Source organism: Pseudomonas sp. DNDY-54, from assembly GCF_019880365.1.
In the GTDB taxonomy this organism is placed as follows: Bacteria; Pseudomonadota; Gammaproteobacteria; order Pseudomonadales; family Pseudomonadaceae; genus Stutzerimonas; species Stutzerimonas stutzeri_P.
In genome coordinates, this window is record NZ_CP082271.1 from 1717275 (window position 1) to 1736996 (window position 19722).

General features: G+C 58.7%; 16 protein-coding genes and 1 pseudogene. 6 read left to right on the forward strand and 11 right to left on the reverse strand.

All coding sequences use genetic code 11. The features are described from left to right. Positions 1–103: 103 nt before the first annotated feature. The gene (locus K4O48_RS08115) at positions 104–499 is read left to right on the forward strand and encodes a MarR family winged helix-turn-helix transcriptional regulator (protein ID WP_222911513.1); all 396 of its coding nucleotides are present in this window, start codon (positions 104–106) and stop codon (positions 497–499) included. 18 nt (positions 500–517) lie between these two features. After that, complete coding sequence (locus tag K4O48_RS08120; protein WP_260523712.1) at positions 518–1714, forward strand: cytochrome P450; 1197 nt, start codon at positions 518–520, stop codon at positions 1712–1714. Positions 1715–2781: 1067 nt separating this feature from the next. Here K4O48_RS08120 and K4O48_RS08125 read toward each other — a convergent pair. From K4O48_RS08125 to K4O48_RS08135, 3 genes and pseudogenes are all read right to left on the reverse strand, one after another. After that, positions 2782–3123 carry a DUF2149 domain-containing protein gene (locus tag K4O48_RS08125; protein WP_222911514.1) on the reverse strand — a complete coding sequence of 114 codons (342 nt, stop codon included), beginning with the start codon at positions 3121–3123 and terminating at the stop codon, positions 2782–2784. Then, positions 3123–3203, reverse strand: a pseudogene (locus tag K4O48_RS20700) (MotA/TolQ/ExbB proton channel family protein); the annotation flags it as partial. The pseudogene K4O48_RS20700 and the gene K4O48_RS08125, both read right to left, overlap by 1 nt. A gap of 289 nt (positions 3204–3492) precedes the next feature. Beyond that, positions 3493–4569 carry an ArsO family NAD(P)H-dependent flavin-containing monooxygenase gene (locus K4O48_RS08135; protein ID WP_222911515.1) on the reverse strand — a complete coding sequence of 359 codons (1077 nt, stop codon included), beginning with the start codon at positions 4567–4569 and terminating at the stop codon, positions 3493–3495. Positions 4570–4946: 377 nt separating this feature from the next. Here K4O48_RS08135 and K4O48_RS08140 point away from each other — a divergent pair, with 377 nt between their 5' ends. The 3 genes from K4O48_RS08140 to K4O48_RS08150 all read left to right on the forward strand — a co-directional run bounded on the left by K4O48_RS08140 (position 4947) and on the right by K4O48_RS08150 (position 9392). Then, positions 4947–7148 (forward strand): OsmC domain/YcaO domain-containing protein, encoded by a 2202-nt coding sequence (locus K4O48_RS08140; RefSeq protein WP_222911516.1) that lies wholly within the window; start codon positions 4947–4949, stop codon positions 7146–7148. A gap of 100 nt (positions 7149–7248) precedes the next feature. Then, on the forward strand, positions 7249–8964 hold the full coding sequence (locus tag K4O48_RS08145) for an amidase (RefSeq protein ID WP_222911517.1): 1716 nt from the start codon (positions 7249–7251) through the stop codon (positions 8962–8964). Between the two features lie 188 nt (positions 8965–9152). Continuing rightward, on the forward strand, positions 9153–9392 hold the full coding sequence (locus K4O48_RS08150) for a hypothetical protein (RefSeq protein ID WP_222911518.1): 240 nt from the start codon (positions 9153–9155) through the stop codon (positions 9390–9392). 241 nt (positions 9393–9633) lie between these two features. Here the strand turns inward: K4O48_RS08150 and K4O48_RS08155 are convergent, their stop codons facing one another. The 5 genes from K4O48_RS08155 to K4O48_RS08175 all read right to left on the reverse strand — a co-directional run bounded on the left by K4O48_RS08155 (position 9634) and on the right by K4O48_RS08175 (position 15198). Continuing rightward, a complete protein-coding gene (locus tag K4O48_RS08155; protein ID WP_222911519.1) occupies positions 9634–10677 on the reverse strand; it encodes a hypothetical protein in 1044 nt (347 codons plus the stop codon). Between the two features lie 193 nt (positions 10678–10870). Next, positions 10871–11200: a DUF3325 domain-containing protein gene (locus K4O48_RS08160; RefSeq protein ID WP_222911520.1), complete on the reverse strand. Its 330-nt coding sequence runs from the start codon at positions 11198–11200 to the stop codon at positions 10871–10873. Next, positions 11197–12723, reverse strand: coding sequence for a PepSY-associated TM helix domain-containing protein (locus K4O48_RS08165; RefSeq protein WP_222911521.1), 1527 nt, complete (start codon positions 12721–12723; stop codon positions 11197–11199). Before K4O48_RS08165 ends, K4O48_RS08160 begins: the two co-directional genes overlap by 4 nt. Further along, complete coding sequence (locus K4O48_RS08170) at positions 12720–13016, reverse strand: DUF3649 domain-containing protein (RefSeq protein WP_222911522.1); 297 nt, start codon at positions 13014–13016, stop codon at positions 12720–12722. Before K4O48_RS08170 ends, K4O48_RS08165 begins: the two co-directional genes overlap by 4 nt. A 25-nt stretch (positions 13017–13041) precedes the next feature. Continuing rightward, positions 13042–15198: a TonB-dependent siderophore receptor gene (locus K4O48_RS08175; RefSeq protein ID WP_222911523.1), complete on the reverse strand. Its 2157-nt coding sequence runs from the start codon at positions 15196–15198 to the stop codon at positions 13042–13044. A 315-nt stretch (positions 15199–15513) separates the two neighbouring features. Here K4O48_RS08175 and K4O48_RS08180 point away from each other — a divergent pair, with 315 nt between their 5' ends. Further along, positions 15514–15702 carry a hypothetical protein gene (locus K4O48_RS08180; protein WP_222911524.1) on the forward strand — a complete coding sequence of 63 codons (189 nt, stop codon included), beginning with the start codon at positions 15514–15516 and terminating at the stop codon, positions 15700–15702. Between the two features lie 117 nt (positions 15703–15819). Here K4O48_RS08180 and K4O48_RS08185 read toward each other — a convergent pair whose 3' ends face one another. The 3 genes from K4O48_RS08185 to gmd form a co-directional block, all read right to left on the reverse strand. Then, positions 15820–16908, reverse strand: a complete 1089-nt coding sequence (locus K4O48_RS08185) for a polysaccharide biosynthesis/export family protein (protein WP_222911525.1) — start codon at positions 16906–16908, stop codon at positions 15820–15822. A 573-nt stretch (positions 16909–17481) separates the two neighbouring features. Beyond that, positions 17482–18396: a GDP-mannose 4,6-dehydratase gene (locus K4O48_RS08190; protein ID WP_222911526.1), complete on the reverse strand. Its 915-nt coding sequence runs from the start codon at positions 18394–18396 to the stop codon at positions 17482–17484. Positions 18397–18655: 259 nt separating this feature from the next. Beyond that, the gene (gene gmd, locus K4O48_RS08195; protein WP_222911527.1) at positions 18656–19687 is read right to left on the reverse strand and encodes a GDP-mannose 4,6-dehydratase; all 1032 of its coding nucleotides are present in this window, start codon (positions 19685–19687) and stop codon (positions 18656–18658) included. Between the last annotated feature and the right edge of the window lie 35 nt (positions 19688–19722).

Consider the following 19722-nt stretch of genomic DNA (forward strand, 5'->3'; position numbering starts at 1 on the left):
CATAAGTGCATTATTTCTGATGAATACGCGTCGTGACGATAGATCGTAATGTGATATGTTTTTTGCCGATGCCGGAAAGGGCGCGAGAGCCAGGCCCCACATAATGGAAAAATTTGAATACGAGCGACTGGCCCACTTTCGCCATCGACTGCGGTTGTTTCTGCGCAGAAGCGAAGTGCTGTGCAAGGGAAACGGAGCGACTGCTCTGCAATACCAGCTTTTACTGCAGGTTCGTGGTGCATCGGCGCGCGACTGGGCGACCGTCGGGGAGCTGGCAGAACAACTGCAATCGAAACACCACAGCACGGTTGCGTTAGTTGATCGTTGCGAACGGATGGGGTGGATAGAACGACGACCTGGTCGGCATGATCGTCGGCAGGTCGAAGTGCATCTGCTACCCGACGGCGAGGCCCTGCTTTCCCGTATCGCCGCGTTGCATCTCGAAGAAGTACAGGCGCTCCGTGACACGATCAGCTTGCAGGGCTGGGAGAGGGAATAGGTCATCCAACGTGTCGTTATGATCGTGATCGACGGCAATAAAATCGGAGTCGTTATGGACGAACACGCATTACCTGACTGGGACCCGAGATCCGAGGCTGTACTCACGGATCAGACCGCAACCTATGACGACATGCGCCGGCGCTGTCCAGTTGCCAATAGCCGCTATGGTTATACATCCCTGTTCCGGCACGAAGACGTGGTCCGGGTGCTGGAGGACCATCAAACCTTCAGCAGCGCAGTCTCCCGTTTCCCCTCGGTGCCCAATGGCATGGACCCGCCTGAACATACGAAGTATCGGCAGCTTATCGAGCCGTACTTCGATCAGGCACACATGGATGCGTTTGCGCCAAGCTGTCGGGATACGGCGGCTCGTCTCGTTCAAGCGTTGCCGACTGAAGGCACCATCGAACTGATAGCAGAATTTGCACAAATTTTTGCCTTGCGGATTCAGTGTGCCTGGTTGGGCTGGCCCGACGATTTGCATGAACCGTTACGCCTTTGGACACTGAAAAATCAGGCTGCAACCCTGGCTAGGGACGAAGCGGCAATGGGCGCGGTGGCGCTGGAGTTCGACCGCTACATCAAAGAGCTTTTGGCGGCGCGTCGCGCAGCGGGCAATGCCGCACCGAACGATGTCACCACCAATCTGCTGCGTGACCAGTCCTTGGGCCGGCCTCTGACAGACGATGAAATCGTCAGCATCCTGCGAAACTGGACGGTCGGTGAGCTGGGAACCATCGCTGCGTCGATCGGAATCGTGGTGCACTACCTGGCGGTGCACGACGACCTTCAGCAGCAGCTGCGCGAACAGCCTGTACTGCTACCGGCAGCGATTGACGAAATACTGCGTATTGAAGCGCCGCTGATCATGAACCGCCGCGTTACCACGAAACAGGTCACGATCAGAGGGCGCACACTGGCTGCCGGTACGCGCCTGGCGCTCCTCTGGGCGTCGGCTAATCGCGACGAAGCAGTGTTCGGCGATCCTGATGAGTTCCGCCTCGACCGTGATCCGAGCTTGAACCTGCTTTATGGTGCCGGTATTCACGTCTGCCCGGGTGCGCCACTGGCCCGATTGGAGTTACGGGTGCTGATGGAAGAGCTTCTCGCCCGGACTCGCAAGATCTCTGTTGCCCCCGGTAGCGAACCGATAAGAGCCTACTTTCCAGCCAGTGGGTATGCTTCGCTAACCGTGCTTGTTCAAAAAGCCTAATTCGAGTGCCCACCTGTCGCCACGGTCAAGTCTTGACCCCAGCGCAGACCTATAGGCGAAGCCGCTGTGACGTGATCCTGCCCGCCCGTGCTGTCGAGAAGCTACCGGGTCACCATGGGCTGTGGTGTGGCTGGCTCATGTTTTTTTCAGGGGTAAGTCTGATTCCTAGAGAGTGTGCTGTTCGTTATCCAACCGTTTTGTTGTTCGCACTATCTTCACGCGCCTTGCTTCGACCAGTGAGTAGTGTGTTTGGGTTCGAATAGTCAGTGGTTCGCGCGGCTCTGTCGCGTTCCAGGTTGCGGTAATCAAGAAGCGCGCCCGTGCCGATGAGACCCAGACTCAACACAGCGCACAAGACGATCTGAAAGCTATTCATGAGGAGAACTCTAACGAGGGATACGGAGTTTGGGGGTTGTTTTACGGCCGCAATTGAACAGCGGAAGGGTGAGGCTGATCAACACCTTTTAATGATGCTTTCGCCCCGTTGGTACGACGCATTCGCAAGAGGGCTGATGAATGCAGCGGCCTAGAACCGCTGGTGGGATTTGTCGAGCTTTTTCGCAGCAAATTCTTCTTAAAAAGTCGTTGACAAGTTTTGTTGTGCACATGGCTGCGAGGCTGGTGCAAGGTTGGCCGTGCTGTGTTTCGGTTGCTCATGCCATTTGATGTAAGTAACTGATTTTCAAGTAATTAATGCTATCGAATAAAAATGAGCCGATCTGTTAGCAGGCCCCGCAGGCCGGGCGTTTTGGTCAATAATCAACCTTTTGTTCACAGAGTTATCCACAGGTTCTGTGGATAAAGCGCGCAGCCTCGGTACGGTGGGCGTTTGCCGCAGCTTCCGTTGGTTGAACGAATGGGTCAGCTAGGCAGCAGACGTCTTTCAGAACCTGGCAGCCTCCGACGGTTTTCGCTTCCTAGATGCCGACGAGACCTCGGTGCTGATCATGCGCCGCTCATCCGAGGTTGCGATGACCGCAACGGGCGTCCTTACCTCTGCGGGTCGTTTTGTCCTTGGCGCAACTTGTCTGGCATCGCGATCGCGATCCTGCAGCAACTGTGGAGTCTCAATCATCACGCTCAACGCTTGGCAGCTCTGTTGATTGCTCCGGTACGTAGACCATTCGGCCGTCGCTGAGCCGGTAGGTGACGCCCGCCTTAGCGCCTTGGCCTTCTCCAATCTCTCCGCTCGATTCGTATTGCTTAAGTTCCTCACCCTCCTTGATGACCATACGCATATTGGCTTGGCCTGGGTTTTCGATGAGAACGACATTGTTCTGGGCGAAGGGATTGAGCGGGTTCTGCACGATGACGATCAGCAGAATGCCGATCACTACGAGAAAGACATCGATCAGATTGACCACTGACAGCAGTGGGTCATCATCGTCTTCGTGGTCGAGAAAGCGCATCAGTGCTGCTCCCCTGCGTGCTCTACCGCGCGTAACTCAAGCAACAGCCAGCGGCGCCGTACGGTGAGTACAAAAAAGCTGCTTAGTCGCTGCGCCAGGGCGCGGCTGTTGTCGGCCAGCACATTACCCGAGGTGTCGCATCGGATCGATGCCGACATGTCTTGCCAGGCGCGAAACGACGTTCTGCTGAGTCGGCACTGAAAGTGGTTCGGCAATCGGTCGCAAAACCAGCGACGCGCGCCGGAATGCGAGGGTAGGGACGACATAGGACGTCCCGCGGGTGCCCGCAGGCGCTGGCGCGAACGTTGCTGCCACGGCGCGCCAGTCAAAGGGTTTTTAGCGAAGTCGGTTCAGACTCAGGGAAGGCGTTCAGGCGTCGGACGGGGCCAGAAGCTCTTCGATTTCGGCGACGGTGCTGCGTGCCGTGCGGGTGACGCCGATCAGGGTTGCAGAGGCCGAGCCGGTCCATTCGCCATAGCCCACCAACCAGAGCTTGGTCTCATGGACGGCGCGAGTCCCTTCGACATCGACTCGTCCCTGATCGTTGATCAACTGTAGGGAGGCCAAGTGCTCCAGTGCTGGTTTAAACCCTGTACACCAGATGACCGAATCAACTGCTGTCTCTGCGCCGTTGGGCCAGACAACGCCATCTCGGGTGAAACGTTCGAAAGGGCGCACCGCATGCAGCACGCCGCGCTCACGCGCCTCCACCACGGGCGGCACCATCACCACATCGCCCAGCCCACCCACGGGTTGCCCGATGTCGCGACCTTCCTGTTGGGCTTTCCAGCGCTCCGTCGCGCGCTCGAACAACACACGGCCATCGACGTCATCAGGCAGAAACATGGGCTCGGTCGGCGTCACCCAGGTGGTGTCGGCCACTTTCGAAACCTCTGCCAGAATTTGCGCGCCGGAGTTACCGCCGCCTACGACCAAGACACGTTGGCCTGAGAAAGGCCCGGCCTCGACGTAATGAGCCGAATGCAGTTGCTGGCCCTGAAACAATTCGATGCCCGGATAGGCAGGGATGAAGGGGTTGCTCCAGGTGCCGGTGGCGCTAACAACAGCCTTGGCATCCCAATGCCCGTCCTCCGTATGAACTCGGAGCATGTCATCTTTGCGCTCGACCGAGGTGACCCGCACAGGACGCTCGATGGGGAATTGATAGCGCGCCTCATAGCGTGTGAGGTAATCAATGACGTGATCGCGCTTAGGGTAACCGTCTTGAACGGGAGGCATCATCCAGCCGGCGATTGAACTCCAGGTTGCGGGCGAGAACAGTCGCAGGGAATCCCAGCCGTGACGCCAGGCGCCACCGGGACCTTCCTCCGCATCGAGCAGCATGAACGACAAGCCGGTGCGCCGCAGGAAATAGGCCGTGGCCAACGCAGCTTGGCCGCCGCCGATGACGATCACATCCTTCGCGGTTTTTGATTGATCAGTCATCCGAACGCTCCACTGGGTTTTGAAAGGAAAGAGTCTAGCGACTCGGTCACTCGTGCTGCTGACATGCGCCATGAGTCCGCTGCGCACATCCGTTTCGGCGATTGATCGTGCTCAGGAGCTCGCGCTACGCCTGAGGCGCAGGCAGCTTTGTCGCGACGCAGAAACGGGCAAGCCGTTGATCAGCCGCGTTACGCGGTCATCATGGCAACCCCGCCCTTGACCGAGGGATCGGGGCGCAAAGACTTCCGGCTGCGCGGCAGACATCGAGGCAGCATGCGCTAGCCCGGTGCAGCACGGGCGAAAAGGAATAAACAAAAGACATCCAGGCGAGAAGCCGGATAATGGACGGCCACATCGTGTTGTTCTGGTAATCCCGCATGGAAATCAAGGTTAATTTTCTCGACAACCTCAGGCTCGAAGCCAAATTCGACGATTTCACGGTGGTTGCCGACCAGCCGATTCGCTACAAGGGCGACGGTTCGGCGCCGGGCCCGTTCGATTACTTTCTAGCTTCGTCTGCGCTCTGTGCGGCGTACTTCGTAAAGCTCTACTGCAACACCCGGAACATTCCGACCGACAACATTCGCCTGTCGCAAAACAACATCGTCGACCCCGAAAACCGCTACAAGCAGACCTTCAAGATTCAGGTCGAGCTGCCAGCGGACATCTCCGCGAAGGATCGCCAGGGCATCCTGCGCTCCATCGAGCGCTGTACGGTGAAGAAGGCGGTGCAGACCGGGCCGGATTTCGTCATTGAGGAAGTGGAGAACCTGGACGCCGACGCCCAGGCACTGCTGATGCCCATGGCCGAATCCGGAGAAGGTACCCGCGTGCTGGGCAAGGACCTGCCGCTGGAGCAGACCATCGCCAACATGTCCGGCATCCTGGCCGAGCTGGGCATGAAGATCGAGATCGCCTCCTGGCGCAATATCGTGCCCAACGTGTGGTCGCTGCATATTCGCGATGCGCAGTCGCCGATGTGCTTTACCAACGGCAAGGGCGCAACCAAGGAGGCCGCGCTGGCCTCGGCGCTGGGCGAGTTCATCGAACGGCTCAACTGCAACTTCTTCTACAACGATCAGTTCTGGGGCGAAGAGATCGCCGACGCCGAGTTCGTGCATTACCCGAACGAGCGCTGGTTCAAGCCAGGCCGCAAGGATGCGCTGCCGGCCGGCATTCTCGATGAATATTGCCTGGCGATATACAACCCTGATGGTGAGCTGCACGGCTCGCATCTGATCGACACCAATTCCGGCAACGAGCAGCGCGGAATCTGCTCACTCCCCTATGTCCGCCATTCGGATGGCGAGGTGGTCTACTTCCCCTCCAACCTGATCGAGAACCTGTTCCTCAGCAACGGCATGAGCGCTGGCAACACGCTGGCCGAAGCGCAGGTGCAGTGTCTGTCGGAGATTTTTGAGCGTGCGGTAAAGCGCGAGATTCTCGAAGGCGAAATTGCCCTTCCCGATGTGCCCCAAGAAGTGCTGGCGAAATACCCCGGTATTCTCGCGGGCATCCACGGCCTCGAAGAGCAAGGCTTCCCGGTACTGGTTAAGGATGCCTCTCTGGGCGGTAAATACCCGGTGATGTGCGTCACCTTGATGAACCCGCGCACCGGTGGCGTGTTCGCCTCGTTCGGCGCGCACCCGAGCTTCGAAGTGGCGCTGGAGCGCAGCCTGACCGAACTGCTGCAGGGCCGCAGCTTTGAAGGTTTGAACGACCTGCCTCAGCCGACCTTCGAAAGCCAGGCCGTGATGGAGCCGAACAACTTCGTCGAGCACTTCATCGATTCCAGCGGTGTGGTGTCGTGGCGTTTCTTCAGCGCGAAGGCCGACTACGCATTCGTCGAGTGGGATTTTTCCAGCCAGGGCGAAAGCTCGAATGCCGAGGAAGCGGCCACGCTGTTCGGCATTCTCGAAGGCATGGGCAAGGAAGCGTACATGGCCGTGTACGACGACCTGGGCGCCACCGCGTGCCGCATTCTGGTGCCGGGTTATTCCGAGGTGTATCCCGTCGAAGACCTGATCTGGGATAACACCAACAAGGCGCTGTTTTTCCGCGAGGACATCCTCAACCTGCACAGCCTGGACGATGACAGCCTGCAAGCGCTGAGCGAGCGCCTGGAAGAAAGCGAGCTGGATGACTACACCGACATTCCAACGCTGATCGGAATCGAGTTCGACGACAACACGCCCTGGGGCAAGCTCACCATCCTCGAGCTCAAACTACTGATTCGCCTCGCTCTGCAGCAGTTCGACGAGGCGAAAGAGCTGGTCGAAACCTTCCTGCAGTACAACGACAACACCGTCGAGCGCGGCCTGTTCTACCAGGCTGTGAACGTGGTGCTTGAGGTGGAACTGGATGACGGGCTGGAGCTGGACGATTACGAGGTCAACTTCCGCCGCATGTTTGGCCATGAGCGGATGGACGCCGCGATAGGTGCAGTCGACGGCAGCGTGCGCTTCTTCGGTCTAACGCCCACCAGCATGAAACTCGAGGGGCTCGATAGACACCTGCGTCTGATCGACAGCTTCAAGAAGTTGCACACTGCACGCGCCAAGGCGGCTCTACTGCGCTGAGCACTGACAAGGGGTACGGCAACGTGCGCTCGGAGGTCGTTCGATATATCGCTATATTGTCGCCACAGTTTTCAATGCACAGCCGTCATGCGAGGACCAAATGGCAGCACCCATCGAAGTCACCGAAGCGTCCATTGCTGAATTGCGCGAGGCGCTAGAATCCCGCCGGGTCACAGCGGTTGAGATCGTGGAAGCCTATCTCGCACGGATCGAGGCTTACGACGGCCCCGACACGCTAACCGCGCTCAACGCGGTGGTCGTGCCAAATCCTGAGGCCGTGCGAGAAGCACAGGCGTCCGATGAGCGTCGCGCGCGGGGCAAAACCCTGGGGCCTCTGGACGGCATTCCCTACACCGCCAAGGACAGTTACCTGGTCAAGGGCCTCACCGCGGCATCCGGAAGCCCGGCCTTTGCCCAGCTAATCGCTCACCGCGACGCCTTTACGGTGGAACGGCTGCGCGCGGCCGGGGCGATCTGTCTGGGCAAGACCAACATGCCGCCGATGGCCAATGGGGGTATGCAGCGCGGCGTTTATGGGCGGGCCGAGAGCCCCTATAACAGCGCTTACCTGCCTGCGCCTTTTGCATCGGGCTCTTCCAATGGTGCAGGGACCGCGACCGCAGCCAGCTTTGCAGCGTTCGGCCTCGCGGAAGAAACCTGGTCGAGCGGGCGAGGGCCTGCATCGAACAGCGGTCTCTGTGCGTATACCCCGTCGCGAGGGGTGATCTCGGTACGCGGAAATTGGCCGCTGACGCCGACGATGGACGTGGTTGTACCCTTTGCCCGGACCATGAAGGATCTGTTCGAGGTGCTTGATGTGATTGTGGCGGAGGACGCCGATACCCGCGGCGATCTGTGGCGCATGCAGCCGTGGGTTTCTCTGCCGAGTGTCGACTCGGTTCGTCCGGCTTCCTACCTGGAGCTGGCGGCAACGGGAGACGCGCTCGCCGGGAAGCGGTTCGGCGTGCCACGGATGTACATCAATGCTGATCCTGAAGCCGGCACGAGTGCTGAGCCTGGTATTGGCGGACCGACCGGGCAGCGCATCAATACGCGGCCATCGGTCATCGCGCTTTGGAACAAGGCTCGCCAGGCGCTCGAAGCGGCGGGGGCAGAGGTGGTCGAAGTCGATTTCCCGCTGGTCTCGAACTGCGAAGGCGATCGTCCCGGCGCGCCTACGGTGTTCAACCGGGGCCTGGTTTCAAAAGAGTTTCTGCATCACGAGTTATGGGACTTGACGGCGTGGGCGTTCGACGACTTTCTTCAGGCCAATGGCGATCCCGCCTTGAATCGACTGGTCGATGTGGACGGGCTGCAGATATTCCCCCACGACCCCGGAACGCTGCCCAACAGGGAAGGCGACCTTGCCGCCGGAATGGATGAGTACGTGCGCATGGCGAAGCGCGGCATCACGCCTTGGGACCAGATTGAAACGCTACCGGATGGCCTTCGCGGGCTTGAGGAAACGCGTCGAATCGACCTGGAGGACTGGATGGATCGCCTGGGCCTCGACGCGGTAGTTTTCCCGACCGTGGCGGATGTTGCGCCTGCCGATGCGGATGTTAATCCAGCGTCGGCGGACATCGCCTGGAGCAACGGCGTATGGGTCGCCAATGGCAACCTCGCGATCCGGCATCTGGGTGTGCCCACGGTCACAGTGCCCATGGGCATCATGGTGGACATCGGGATGCCGGTCGGGCTGACATTTGCCGGTCGCGCTTATGACGATTCCTCATTGCTGCGCTTGGCTGCAGCCTATGAGTCCACCGGTAGCAAGCGGCAGATTCCTCCGCGAACCCCGCCGCTCAACCGGTAGTGACATCGGTCCTCGGGAAGCCTGGTCAACGCACTTGCAGGCTTCTTGGTGTGCCTCCGATCAGCCTTTGCAGTGGTTCCTGAACTTGGCTGCGGCGCCCTTCGCGTGGTGCGATAGGTGGGTCGCACGAATCTTGCTGACGCGCCTCAAATGCAGAGAGCCATTCTCGGCTCAACCGGAGGTGATTCATGAGTATCGATCCGCTCGACCGGCCCCACGATCAGCAGCCCGTACCGGGGCAGGACCAGAACCCTAGCCATAACCCCGCGCCAGATTTCATTACTGATAACCCGGACATTCAGAGAGACCGCGGCAACGATGGCGCTCCCTCTGGTCGGCCGGCGACTGGGCCAGACGTGAAAGATCCCGACGGATCGGGTAATACACGAGACCCGAACGAACCCGGTCTTGGCAATCCGCTTCCGTAAAGTACCGCCTGAAGGCGAACCCAGCCGAGGGCGGGTTCGCCTTCAACTCATGGCCGTAAGTCGCAAAGGGCGCCGACTTAAAAAGGCATGATGGTCAAATCGCTCGGGCTAATGTTCTGGTCGACGCTAAGGATGATCCGACCACGTCATGAGTGTCGGGCTGTTGCCGCGTTCGGTTAGAGCCGCGCTCGCTTAAAGGCAGGCGCGGGCCGGTACCCCCGTTTGCAACCACGACATCTGACTATTGCTGGTTGACCGTTGCGACATTTCCGTTGCCGTTCTGATAGATGCTGGCGGAATGACCGACAAGCGACACGCTTTCTTGCCTCAAGAACGCACGGTTACTGTCACCCGATTGGCTGACAAGCGCGTCGTGGGCGTTGAAACCTTGGTAGGCATCGACCTGGTTATACGAACCCAGCTGAGCGATGTCCAAGTCATTGTCGTCACCAAATTGCGTGATCTCGACCAAGTTGTAGCTTCCGTCCGAGTACCCATCGATGCTCGACCCATGTCCGACGAAGGAGGCGCGCAGCTCGTTCCCGGTGCCTCGCTGCGAATAGTCCAGCGTGCTGTGGCCATCGCTGGATCTCACTTGCGCGATATTGGCGGTGCCAACCTGTTGCAGAAAAACATCGCCCGCCGGGTACCGGCCGGAGGACTGTACAACGTCTGCCTGGTTGGCAGTGCCTTCTTGGCTGACCACGGCGAAACCGCCGCCGATGCCCGAACTGTGTTGATCGATTTGAACGAGATTGGCCGTGCCGGCCTGCTGGATCATTGCCGTGCTGAAGCCGGTTTGATCCGCTCGGACGGCGTTGTCTTGCCCGACCGACAGTACGTTAAGCCGGTTGCCAACCCAAGTCTGCCGAGCATCGAGCTGGTTAGCAGTACCTTCCTGGCGAACAGTCGCACCCGCGGCGAGGTCGCGGGAATAAACCCGCTGTTCGACCCGAGCGCTGTTGGCATCTCCGACCTGATAGATGTCCGCACTTGCCACTCCAGGCTGGCTTCCATAGATCTGATACACCGCCGCGAAATTGGACGTGCCTGCTTGTTCGATACTCGTCTGTCTGTCGTCGGCACTGATGCCGGATTGGTCGGTGAGCGCGCGGTTCGCAGTCCCGTCCTGACGGATGAAAGAACGCAGCAAGACGCCGCTTTGTACCTGCTCAGCGATGTTATCGGTGCCGTGCTGATCTATTCCGGCTACGTGCTCGTTGGCCATAAGGCTACCGCTAACGGCTAATAACAGCGCTACGGTGAGAGGCGTTGACGTGGACATGGCAAGCTCCTGGTCGCGATGGATGAGCTCCGTACATCACAGGCGAAGCAGGGTAAGTGTCGCCCCTTCTTACTCCCTTATAAATCGACCATAAGAGCCAAAGTCCTGTGGCAAGCGGGTGCGCTCCAGACAAAAATTAAGGCGCACACGCATTTGCTGGGTGAGCGGTGCCGCTTCTTCCCAGCACGATGGTCTAGCCTCCAGCGACCGCCGCCAGTAAACCCATCAGGCCGAGCAAGGCGCCGACCGGCAAAACCCACCTTTGCTGCCAGGCAAGGGTCAAGCTGACCGCTAATCCAGCGAGCATCACCTGTGTAAAGCCGACGATCAGGCCGATCGCAACGCCTAGTGCCTGGACATTCAGGACCGCGGTACCGAGCAGCAGTCCGGCCCCTGCTACACGAAACACGCGCTTGCGCCCGGGCGACGGAGCGTTATCGAACACGGCTCGATGGTGTCGAGTCATTGCCAGGCAGAGCGCGAGCATGCCGAGGTATGCCAGTGCCAACGCGAGAGAAGTCATGGTGCCAGCTCCCTTTCAACTGTACTCGAGACCCTGAGTGCAGCGGGCTGCTGAGGTGCCTGACGAAGCGCGCGCCAGGCACACAGGCCACCCGCTATCACCAGAGCCATGTCGATGCCTGCCAGCATCAAGTCCCCACGGAGGAGGCTGGCAAGGAGGTGACCCTCAGGCGCAGTCAGGCCGTTGAGCAACACAAGACCCAGCCCAAGCGTTGCCAGTAAGGCGAATAGCCCTCGACTCAGCTTGAACGGTTGGTTTCGAAACAGGTACGCCGTGATAGCGACGACGAGCCAAGCCAGGGAGAAGCACCAGGCCTCGGCAGAGCCGCGTGCCGCAATGGAATCGGGCAGCAGACGATTCGCCCACAGCAGAACCAGCGAAGCAGCGGGCAAGCCGAAAAACACCGCGCCATTCAATGCACGAACGATTTCCAGGCCTCGAGTCTGACGGCCCTCCCGCTTACGTAACCACACACAGGCGCCCGCCACTAGCATGGCGCACCCGGCCAGCCCTAGAAGTCCGTACAGCAGACGCACAACGTGACCGCCAAACTGAGCCATGTGCAGCCCTACCAGCCACATATAGACCCGGTAGCCAGTGGGCGCTTCCTGCTGATGAAGGAGGTCGCCGGTGAACGCGTCATAGCTCAGCGTGTCTTGCGGCGAGCCTATACGAGACGGATCGAAGCGATGCACGCTCACTACAGCGGATGCATCTGAGGGATGCTCGACGATAATCCAGCCCGCTTTCCCTCCGTCCCAGCGCTGGCCTGCATCTATCAGCATGTCATTCACGGGGGCCAGTTCGCCGGCAGCTTGGTGAAGCTCGTTGCGGTGGAATCCGCCTTGCACGTCTTCGAAAAAAGCGAGCGGATCGCTCTCGTACGCCACCATCGCCCCTGCGGGCATGTAAGACGCAACGAAGACCGCCACACCGGTGTAGGCGAGAATCAGGTGAAACGGCAAGCCGATGACGCCGAACAGGTTGTGGGCATCAAGCCAGGCGCGCTGACCGTTGGCCTGGGGGCGCAGGGTGAAGAAATCTTTGAACAGCCGCCGATGGATGATGATCCCCGACACCAGGGCGACCAGCATGAACATACCCGCCAGACCGACGATGTACATGCCGACGGTTCCGGCCTGCAGGTTGTAGTGCAGCGTGAAGAAGAACTCGCCGCCTACCGTTTCAGGCATAGGCTCTGCCGAGCGAGGATCAAAAGCGACACGACCCCGCGTACCGGATCCGTCTTCTTCCCAACCCAGCCGCCAGTACGGCTCACGTTCGGTCGGGCCATGCATCCAGTAGGCGTGTAGCGTTTCCTTAACATTTGTCTGAACCCAGCGGCTGACGTCGTCGGCGGTCATTGTCGTTGTCGACGGTGTATGCAGGGCAGGCCGCATCCATCGTTCCAGCTCTTTGTCGAAACAGGCCAGGGTGCCAGCGAAAATGATCACGAACAGTAACCAGCTGGGCAGCAATCCACCCCAGGTGTGCAGCCCGGCCATCGATTGGCGAAGGGTCATGGTCGGGTCCTCCACTCGACGGGTAGGAAGGCGCCCAAGCAAAACAGAGCGGCCAGTACGGCGATTACCAACCAGGCGTGAAAGGCACTTTTAGCAGCGAAGGCGTAGATGACCGCCGCCACCCATACGGCGAAGCAGAGCAGGCTGGCTGTCACAACTCGGTCAGGCCGAGGCATCGGTAGATACACCGAAAAAAACGCGGTGAAACCGAAGGCGAGGGCATAGCCCCCCAACAGGGCTGCCGAAACGCGTCCGGCGAGATTGGCGAGGCGGGAAGAAGCGAATGTGCTCATTGGTGTGTTCTCCATTGCCAGCCCATCAGAAGCTGTAACTGACGGTGCCGACTACCGTCCTGCGATTGCCGAGGAAGCAGTCGCCGCGCGACAGGCAGGTGGTGTAGTAGGTTTCGTCTTCCAGGTTGGTGGCGTTGAGCGCAAAGGCCCAGTCCTGGAAGCGATAGCCGACCATGGCGTCGAAGAGGGTAGTTGAGGGCGTTTTCAGCGTGTCGGTGCCGTCCCAGCTTGCGCCGACGTAACGCACGCCAGCGCCCGCGCTGAAACCAGGGATACCGAACAGCTCAAAGCGATGCTGGGACCAGAGGGAAGCCATGTCCTCTGGAATCGTTGCCAAACGCGCACCTTCCTCACGTGAGGTGCCCTCCAGCACCTCGGTATCGAGGTGGGTATAGGTGCCAATCAGGTCCCAGTCCGGGGTAACGGCGACCAGCGCTTCCAACTCCAACCCTCGGGCGCTTGTTTCGCCGGTCTGTACGGTATTGGACGGGTTGTTCGGGTCCGGCATCTGCCGATTCTGTTCACGCAAATCGAATACCGCAGCGGTGTACAGGCTGTTGCTGTCGATCGGCTGATACTTGATTCCCAGCTCCCACTGTTCGCCTTCCAATGGTTTGTAGGGCTCTCCGGTCGACGTGTTCAATCCCACTATCGGCTGGAACGACTCGCTGTAACTGATGTAAGGCGCGATCCCGTTATCGAAGAGATAGGTCAGGCCAACTCGCCCGGTGACCGCATCGTCTTTCTGTCGCGTACCGCCATCGGTCCGGTTGTCCGCCCAGTCCTTTCGCAGCCCTAAGGTCAGCATCCAGCGTTCGTACCGGAGTTGGTCTTGCAAATAGATGCCCTCTTGCGCAACCGTTTGCTCGGGATCAGCTGTCAGGTTGATGATCGACGGGTCGAAGGTTCCGTACTCCGGATCGTACAAATCAAGCGGCGTCGCAGCCCCGCCGGCTTGTTTGCGGTTGGTAAGCGCGTGCTGGTAGTCAGTCCCGATAAGTAGTGTGTGCTGAACGGGCCCGGTGTCGAATAGGGCTTGGGCGTTGTGGTCCGCGACCCAGACATCCACCTCTGGTTTGGACACGTGGTAGACGCGGTCGAGGGTGCGGTTGTCATTGTTGAGAACCGGAGGCCAACCGTAGATCTGTTGGTAGCTGACTTCGCTTTCCTGATAACGCAGGTTCTGCCGCAGCGTCCAGGTCTCGTCCAAGCGCCAGCTGAACTGCGATGTGAGCGCCATCTGTTCCGTATCGTACTCGTCGAATCCGGGCTCGCTGACGAACAGGTCCGTGTCGTAGTGGCCATACGGCGCACCAAGAACCGTCCCGCGGTGCGGGAGAAACTGCGAGGTTGAGCCACTGTCGTCTCGCTGTATGTTTGCCAACAGGGTCCATTCGATGTCGTCTGTCGGTCGCCAGGTGATCGATGGCATCAAGACCAGCCTGTCGTCCTTCACGTAATCGACTTGCGACTGACTGTCCCGAGCAATGGCTACGACACGATAGAGGAGGGTGCCTTCATCGTTCAGTGGGCCCGTGCTGTCGATTGCGATCTGCTTGCGGTCATGAGTGCCGTACTGCAATTGGAGTTCGGTCCTTTGCTCATCGCGGGGGCGTTTGCTCACCATGTTGATCAGCCCGCCGACCGGACTTTGGCCGTACAGCATCGACGATGGTCCCTTGAGAACTTCGAGGCGCTCGAGGGTGAAGGGATCGGTGCGGGTATTGGTGTAATTGCCGAAGGTTTGTTGCAACCCATCGAGAAAGAACACCGGGGTGCTGCCGCGAATCTTGGATGAGTCGCCTCGTGCATCGAGACCGAACGCTTCGCCGCGCACGCCTGAGACATAGCGCAATGCGTCCTGCACGGTCTGTACGCCTTGGTCCTGCATACGGTCTGCGGTGATTACGCTGACTGACTGCGGTACCTGCAGGATGGGGGTATCGGTCTTGGTGCCGGTCGCGGAACGTGTCGCGACGTAACCATCAACTGGCCCGTCGGCACGCTCCGCCTCGCTGGAAACAATCTCCTGTGTGGGTAGCTGGAATGCTGACGGATCTCGTCCTGATGCTTCATGTGGAGACTGCGCCAAGGCAGTCGAGCAGAGTGATGCGGCCGGAACGACCAGGCTGGCGGCGCGTAACGCTACGAAAAGCGGGTGCAAGACTGGACGGCGGCACATGAGCATCTCCATTGTATTGTTGTTGGAATGCGGATAGTAATGCGAATACGGTGCATTAATAAATAGTGCGAGCGCAAAGAGTCGTGTAAACGTAAAGATGGATGTGCAGATGGGCGATCAGCAGTCGGTTAGCGTCGAGAACGGCAATAAGGGGAGCAGACGCGGCGGGTAGTGGGGCTTAGCGGTACGGCAACAGGAGGCGATGCGGGCGTGATAGCTGCGCGCTTCGCTGCCCTGACTGGTGGTCGTGCACGAATTGCCAGTTCATCGTTCGAATTTGCACAGGCCACTGGTGGCCTGACTGCGAGGTGAAGCATGCAAGACGAAACCGTGATGTTCTCAGGGGTCATGGCGGCAAACGATCCTGATGCCGACGCCCCTCTGCCCGGCGATCCAGACGGCGCCAGTATCAATGACGCGCCGATGTCGGAGCCGGAGGAAACCGAGCTGACCGATGAAGACATCGACATGTTTGAAGATGATCCGACCATACCGACAGAATGATCACCCTGCACGCGCATACCTCCGGGCCTGTTTGGTCCGCGCAATAAAAAACCGCAGTAGCCCAGGGCTGACTGCGGTTTTTTACATCAGGTCGCTGACCTGATGTGTGTCGACCGTTTAACGGTTAAAGGCAGCACCGGTGCCGATGACGCTAGCGGACGGCAGCAGCTGGCTGATGAAACGGTTCCAGCGAGTGATCCCTGCCGGACCAACGAATACCACGTCTTGCGGTTGGAGAGGGAAGTGCTTCGCTAACGCGAACGCCGCTGGAGAGGCTGCATCCAGCTGGAAAACAGTCGCTTTTTCGGTCGCGATGTTCTCCGCACCACGGATCACGTAGACCGCCTCGCCGTCAGCCGTTTCTTGACGAATGCCGCCGGCAGTACCGATCGCATCCATCAGATTGAGGCTGGTGGCTTTGAATGTCATGGCCTGCGGCTCTACCACTTCACCCAGTACGTAGACTTTCTTCTGGTCGTTGTATGGCAGGTGCAGCTGGTCACCGTCTTTCAGGTACACCTGATGGAGCCAGGAATCAGGGCGATTCATGTCATCGAGGTTCAGCAGGTACTCGCGGCCGTCACGCTTGAGAATCAGGCCGGACAGATCCGCTGTTTCAGTATCAACACCGGCCTGACCGATCGCCTGCACGACGGTCATGGGTGCGGTGGTGACTTCGACTTGGCCTGCGGTGGTAAACGCACCCGAGAGAACGATGCGCTGGCTGCCGAAACGCAGGAGGCTGACGTCTACCTGAGGGCTGTCGATGTAGTTGGCAAGGCGGCGGGCGATGTCAGAACGCAGCTGTTCGATAGTCTTGCCGGCTGCGTCGACGTTGCCGATGTAGGGATAGAACAGGGTGCCATCAGGGCGCACGAGACGGCCGTTGGCGTCCAGCTGCTGCTGCGGACCCGACGGAGCGGTCAGCTCGGGATGGTCCCAGACGGTGATGTAAAGAAGGTCGTTTGCACCGATGCGATAAGCTTCGGGTTTGTAGCCCAGTAGTTCTTGCTTGCTAGACGTCCCTCTGTCTGAAGGCAGTTCACCTTTGAGCATTTCTGGTGTGATGCGCATCAGCTGTACGGTGCCGTCTTCTGTTTCCGCGCCGTCCTTGAACTGGTCGGGATCCAGATGCTGGCCAGGAGAAAAGACGCATCCTTGTAGGACCAGTACGGAAGAGAAAGCGAGAGCAAATAGTGGTTTCATGGTTCTTCATCCTTGACGGAATAGTTATTTTTACGAAGTGAAACAGCGAAATTCACTTTTAGCCGAAAGAACTAGCGGATCGATTCGTCTATTCACAACCGACGTTGACTTCGAAAGTGCATAACAACGAATTCAATAGACGCCGTTCCGGGTGTCGCTACCGCAAAGCTTGGAAGTTAAAAACTTCTTTCTATACGAAAGAGCGATCTACTCAGATAGTCGCTCAACCCTGCCTAGCAACTTCACCAGACTGTGCAGGCAGCCTTGCTGCTCAGTAGCCATAGACCGCTCCGTTTCTCCGGGGTTCAAGACGAGGTGCATAAATGAGGCGTTGATGCAGGGAAGATTGCTGCACGACACATTAGAACCTGTCTGGAACGGGCGATTGATCATTATCGAGCCTGGCCTCGGATCGCGGTGTAAACGCAGCCGACGCCGTAATCCTGCAGAGACCAGTTACGGCGCACGTTTCCGCACCGCAGTTGCACATCAATAAGCGCACCGGCCAACTTCGAGTTAGCACTGTGTTGAGGGCTCGATGTTGGCAGCGCGTAAATCTTGGACTACTGGTAATTAATTCCTGGACGGTTGTTCGATCATCCAGCGCAGCGTGTCTCGCAGCTCAATGAGCGGCGTGCTGCCAATGAGCGAGTCCAGCTTGGTCCGGCAACCGAAGAGATTTTTTACATCCGAACTGCGTACAAAGGCTGGATTGACCCTGACCTCCAGCCGGTGCCCGGAGATGGCTGCCGCCTGCTCAAGTACATACTGAAGCGTATAGGCGGAGCCTGAGCAGATATTGACGGTTTCGCCAATCGCGGCAGGTGTTTCGAGCAGGCGTCGGTAGGCCTGTACAACCTGGCGAACATCGCAGAAGTCGCGAGCGATATCGAGATTTCCCAGCTCGATAATGTCTGCGCGCCGTCGGGTGTGCGCGACGATCTTCGGTACTAAAAACTGTTCAGCCTGGCCAACACCGGTGTAATTGAACGGGCGACTGACAATGATGGGTAGCCGTCCTTGGTAAAGCCTCGCGAGAAACTCCATCGCAACTTTACTTACCGCGTAATCATTGGCTGGAGCGAAGGTTGCATTCTCGTCAAGCACGCCTTCGGTCGCGTTGCCGTATACGTTCGCGCTACTCGCCAACAGCACTCCTTCGAGATTGGTCGTGGTTGTGCGTAGCGCTTCGAGAAGGTGGCGAGTGCCGAGGAGGTTGGCGTTGTAGATGCCATCCGCGTCAGTGTGAGCGACGAATGACACTGCTGCGAGGTGAACAACGTACGTCGGTCTTATTTCTGCCAGCAATGTCCGCAGCAACTCGGGGTCATTCAAGGCGCAGCAATGAATGGCTGAAACTGCCGCAGGCAGGTCGCCGGCGGGTTGGCGATAGCTGAGGCCATGAACTTCGTAGCCGCATGCGGCGAGCTCTTCTGCCATATAGCGTCCGGTAAAACCGGTAACGCCGGTAATCAGCACTTTACGCATGATCTTCCCGGTGGGGTGAAAGTCCAATTTCAGCGGAGCGAGTAGTCCCTGGTATAAGCATGAGATGTTGCGTCCCGGTTACTAGCGACGGTGGATCGGTACGGGCTGCCGAAATAGCAACCCGCCCTGATAAAGCCGATCGTGTCCCATCAGTAAGCTTACTAATGAGGCCGAAGGCACCCGGCGGTGCGGTACAGGAGCGAATGCGTTGGAAACGTCAATGCGCCCGTACGGCATCTTTGGCCGTCAGCCGATTGGCTTAGAACGAAAAGCCTTGCTGATTCCGGCGCATATCGGCGTCAACCATCATGCGGCACAGTTGTTCCAGGGAGGTTTTGGGTTCCCATCCCAGGATATCTTTCGCTTTCTGCGGATTGCCAATCAGCAGGTCAACTTCGGCCGGCCGGTAAAACTTCGGATTCACGCGCATAACGACCTTGCCCGTGGCGGTGTCGATCGCCTGTTCCTGTTCACCCGAGCCTTTCCACTCAAGCTCGATATCGACCGCCTTGAAGGCCAGCGTGACAAAGTCACGCACGGTCTCGGTACGGTTGGTCGCCAGTACGAACACGTCGGGCTCATCAGCCTGCAGCATGCGCCACATGCCTTCGACGTACTCCTTGGCAAAGCCCCAATCACGCTTCGCGTCGATGTTGCCCAGCTCGAGCACATCTAGTTGCCCCAGTTTGATCTTCGCTACCGAATCGGTGATTTTCCGAGTAACGAACTCGCGGCCACGAAGCGGGGACTCATGGTTGAAGAGAATGCCGCTGCAGCCAAATATGTCGTACGACTCTCGATAGTTGATCGTCATCCAGTGAGCGTAGAGCTTGGCGACACCATAGGGGCTGCGAGGGTAGAACGGTGTGGTTTCCAGCTGTGGAATGGCTTGGACCTTACCGAACATCTCAGAAGTCGATGCCTGATAAAAGCGGATCTTCGGATTAACGATGCGAATGGCTTCGAGCAGGTTCACGGCGCCCGCGCCGGTGATGTCCAGCGTGGTCAGAGGCTGTTCGAAGGAAACGCCTACGAAGCTCTGTGCCGCGAGGTTATAGACTTCGGTTGCGCCGGTCGTCTGCAGCAGGCGGATGCTGGAAGAAAGGTCGGTCAGGTCGTACTCGACGAGGTGCAGGTTGGGGTGCTTGTCGATGCCAAGCTCTTCGATGCGCCAGAAGTTTACGGAGCTGGTGCGACGAAAGGTGCCATATACGGTGTAGCCTTTTTCCAATAGAAGCTCTGCCAGGTACGCGCCGTCTTGACCAGTAATGCCCGTGATGATTGCTTTCATTTTCTTCCCTGTATGAGGTTAGTTTTTTAAAGCGA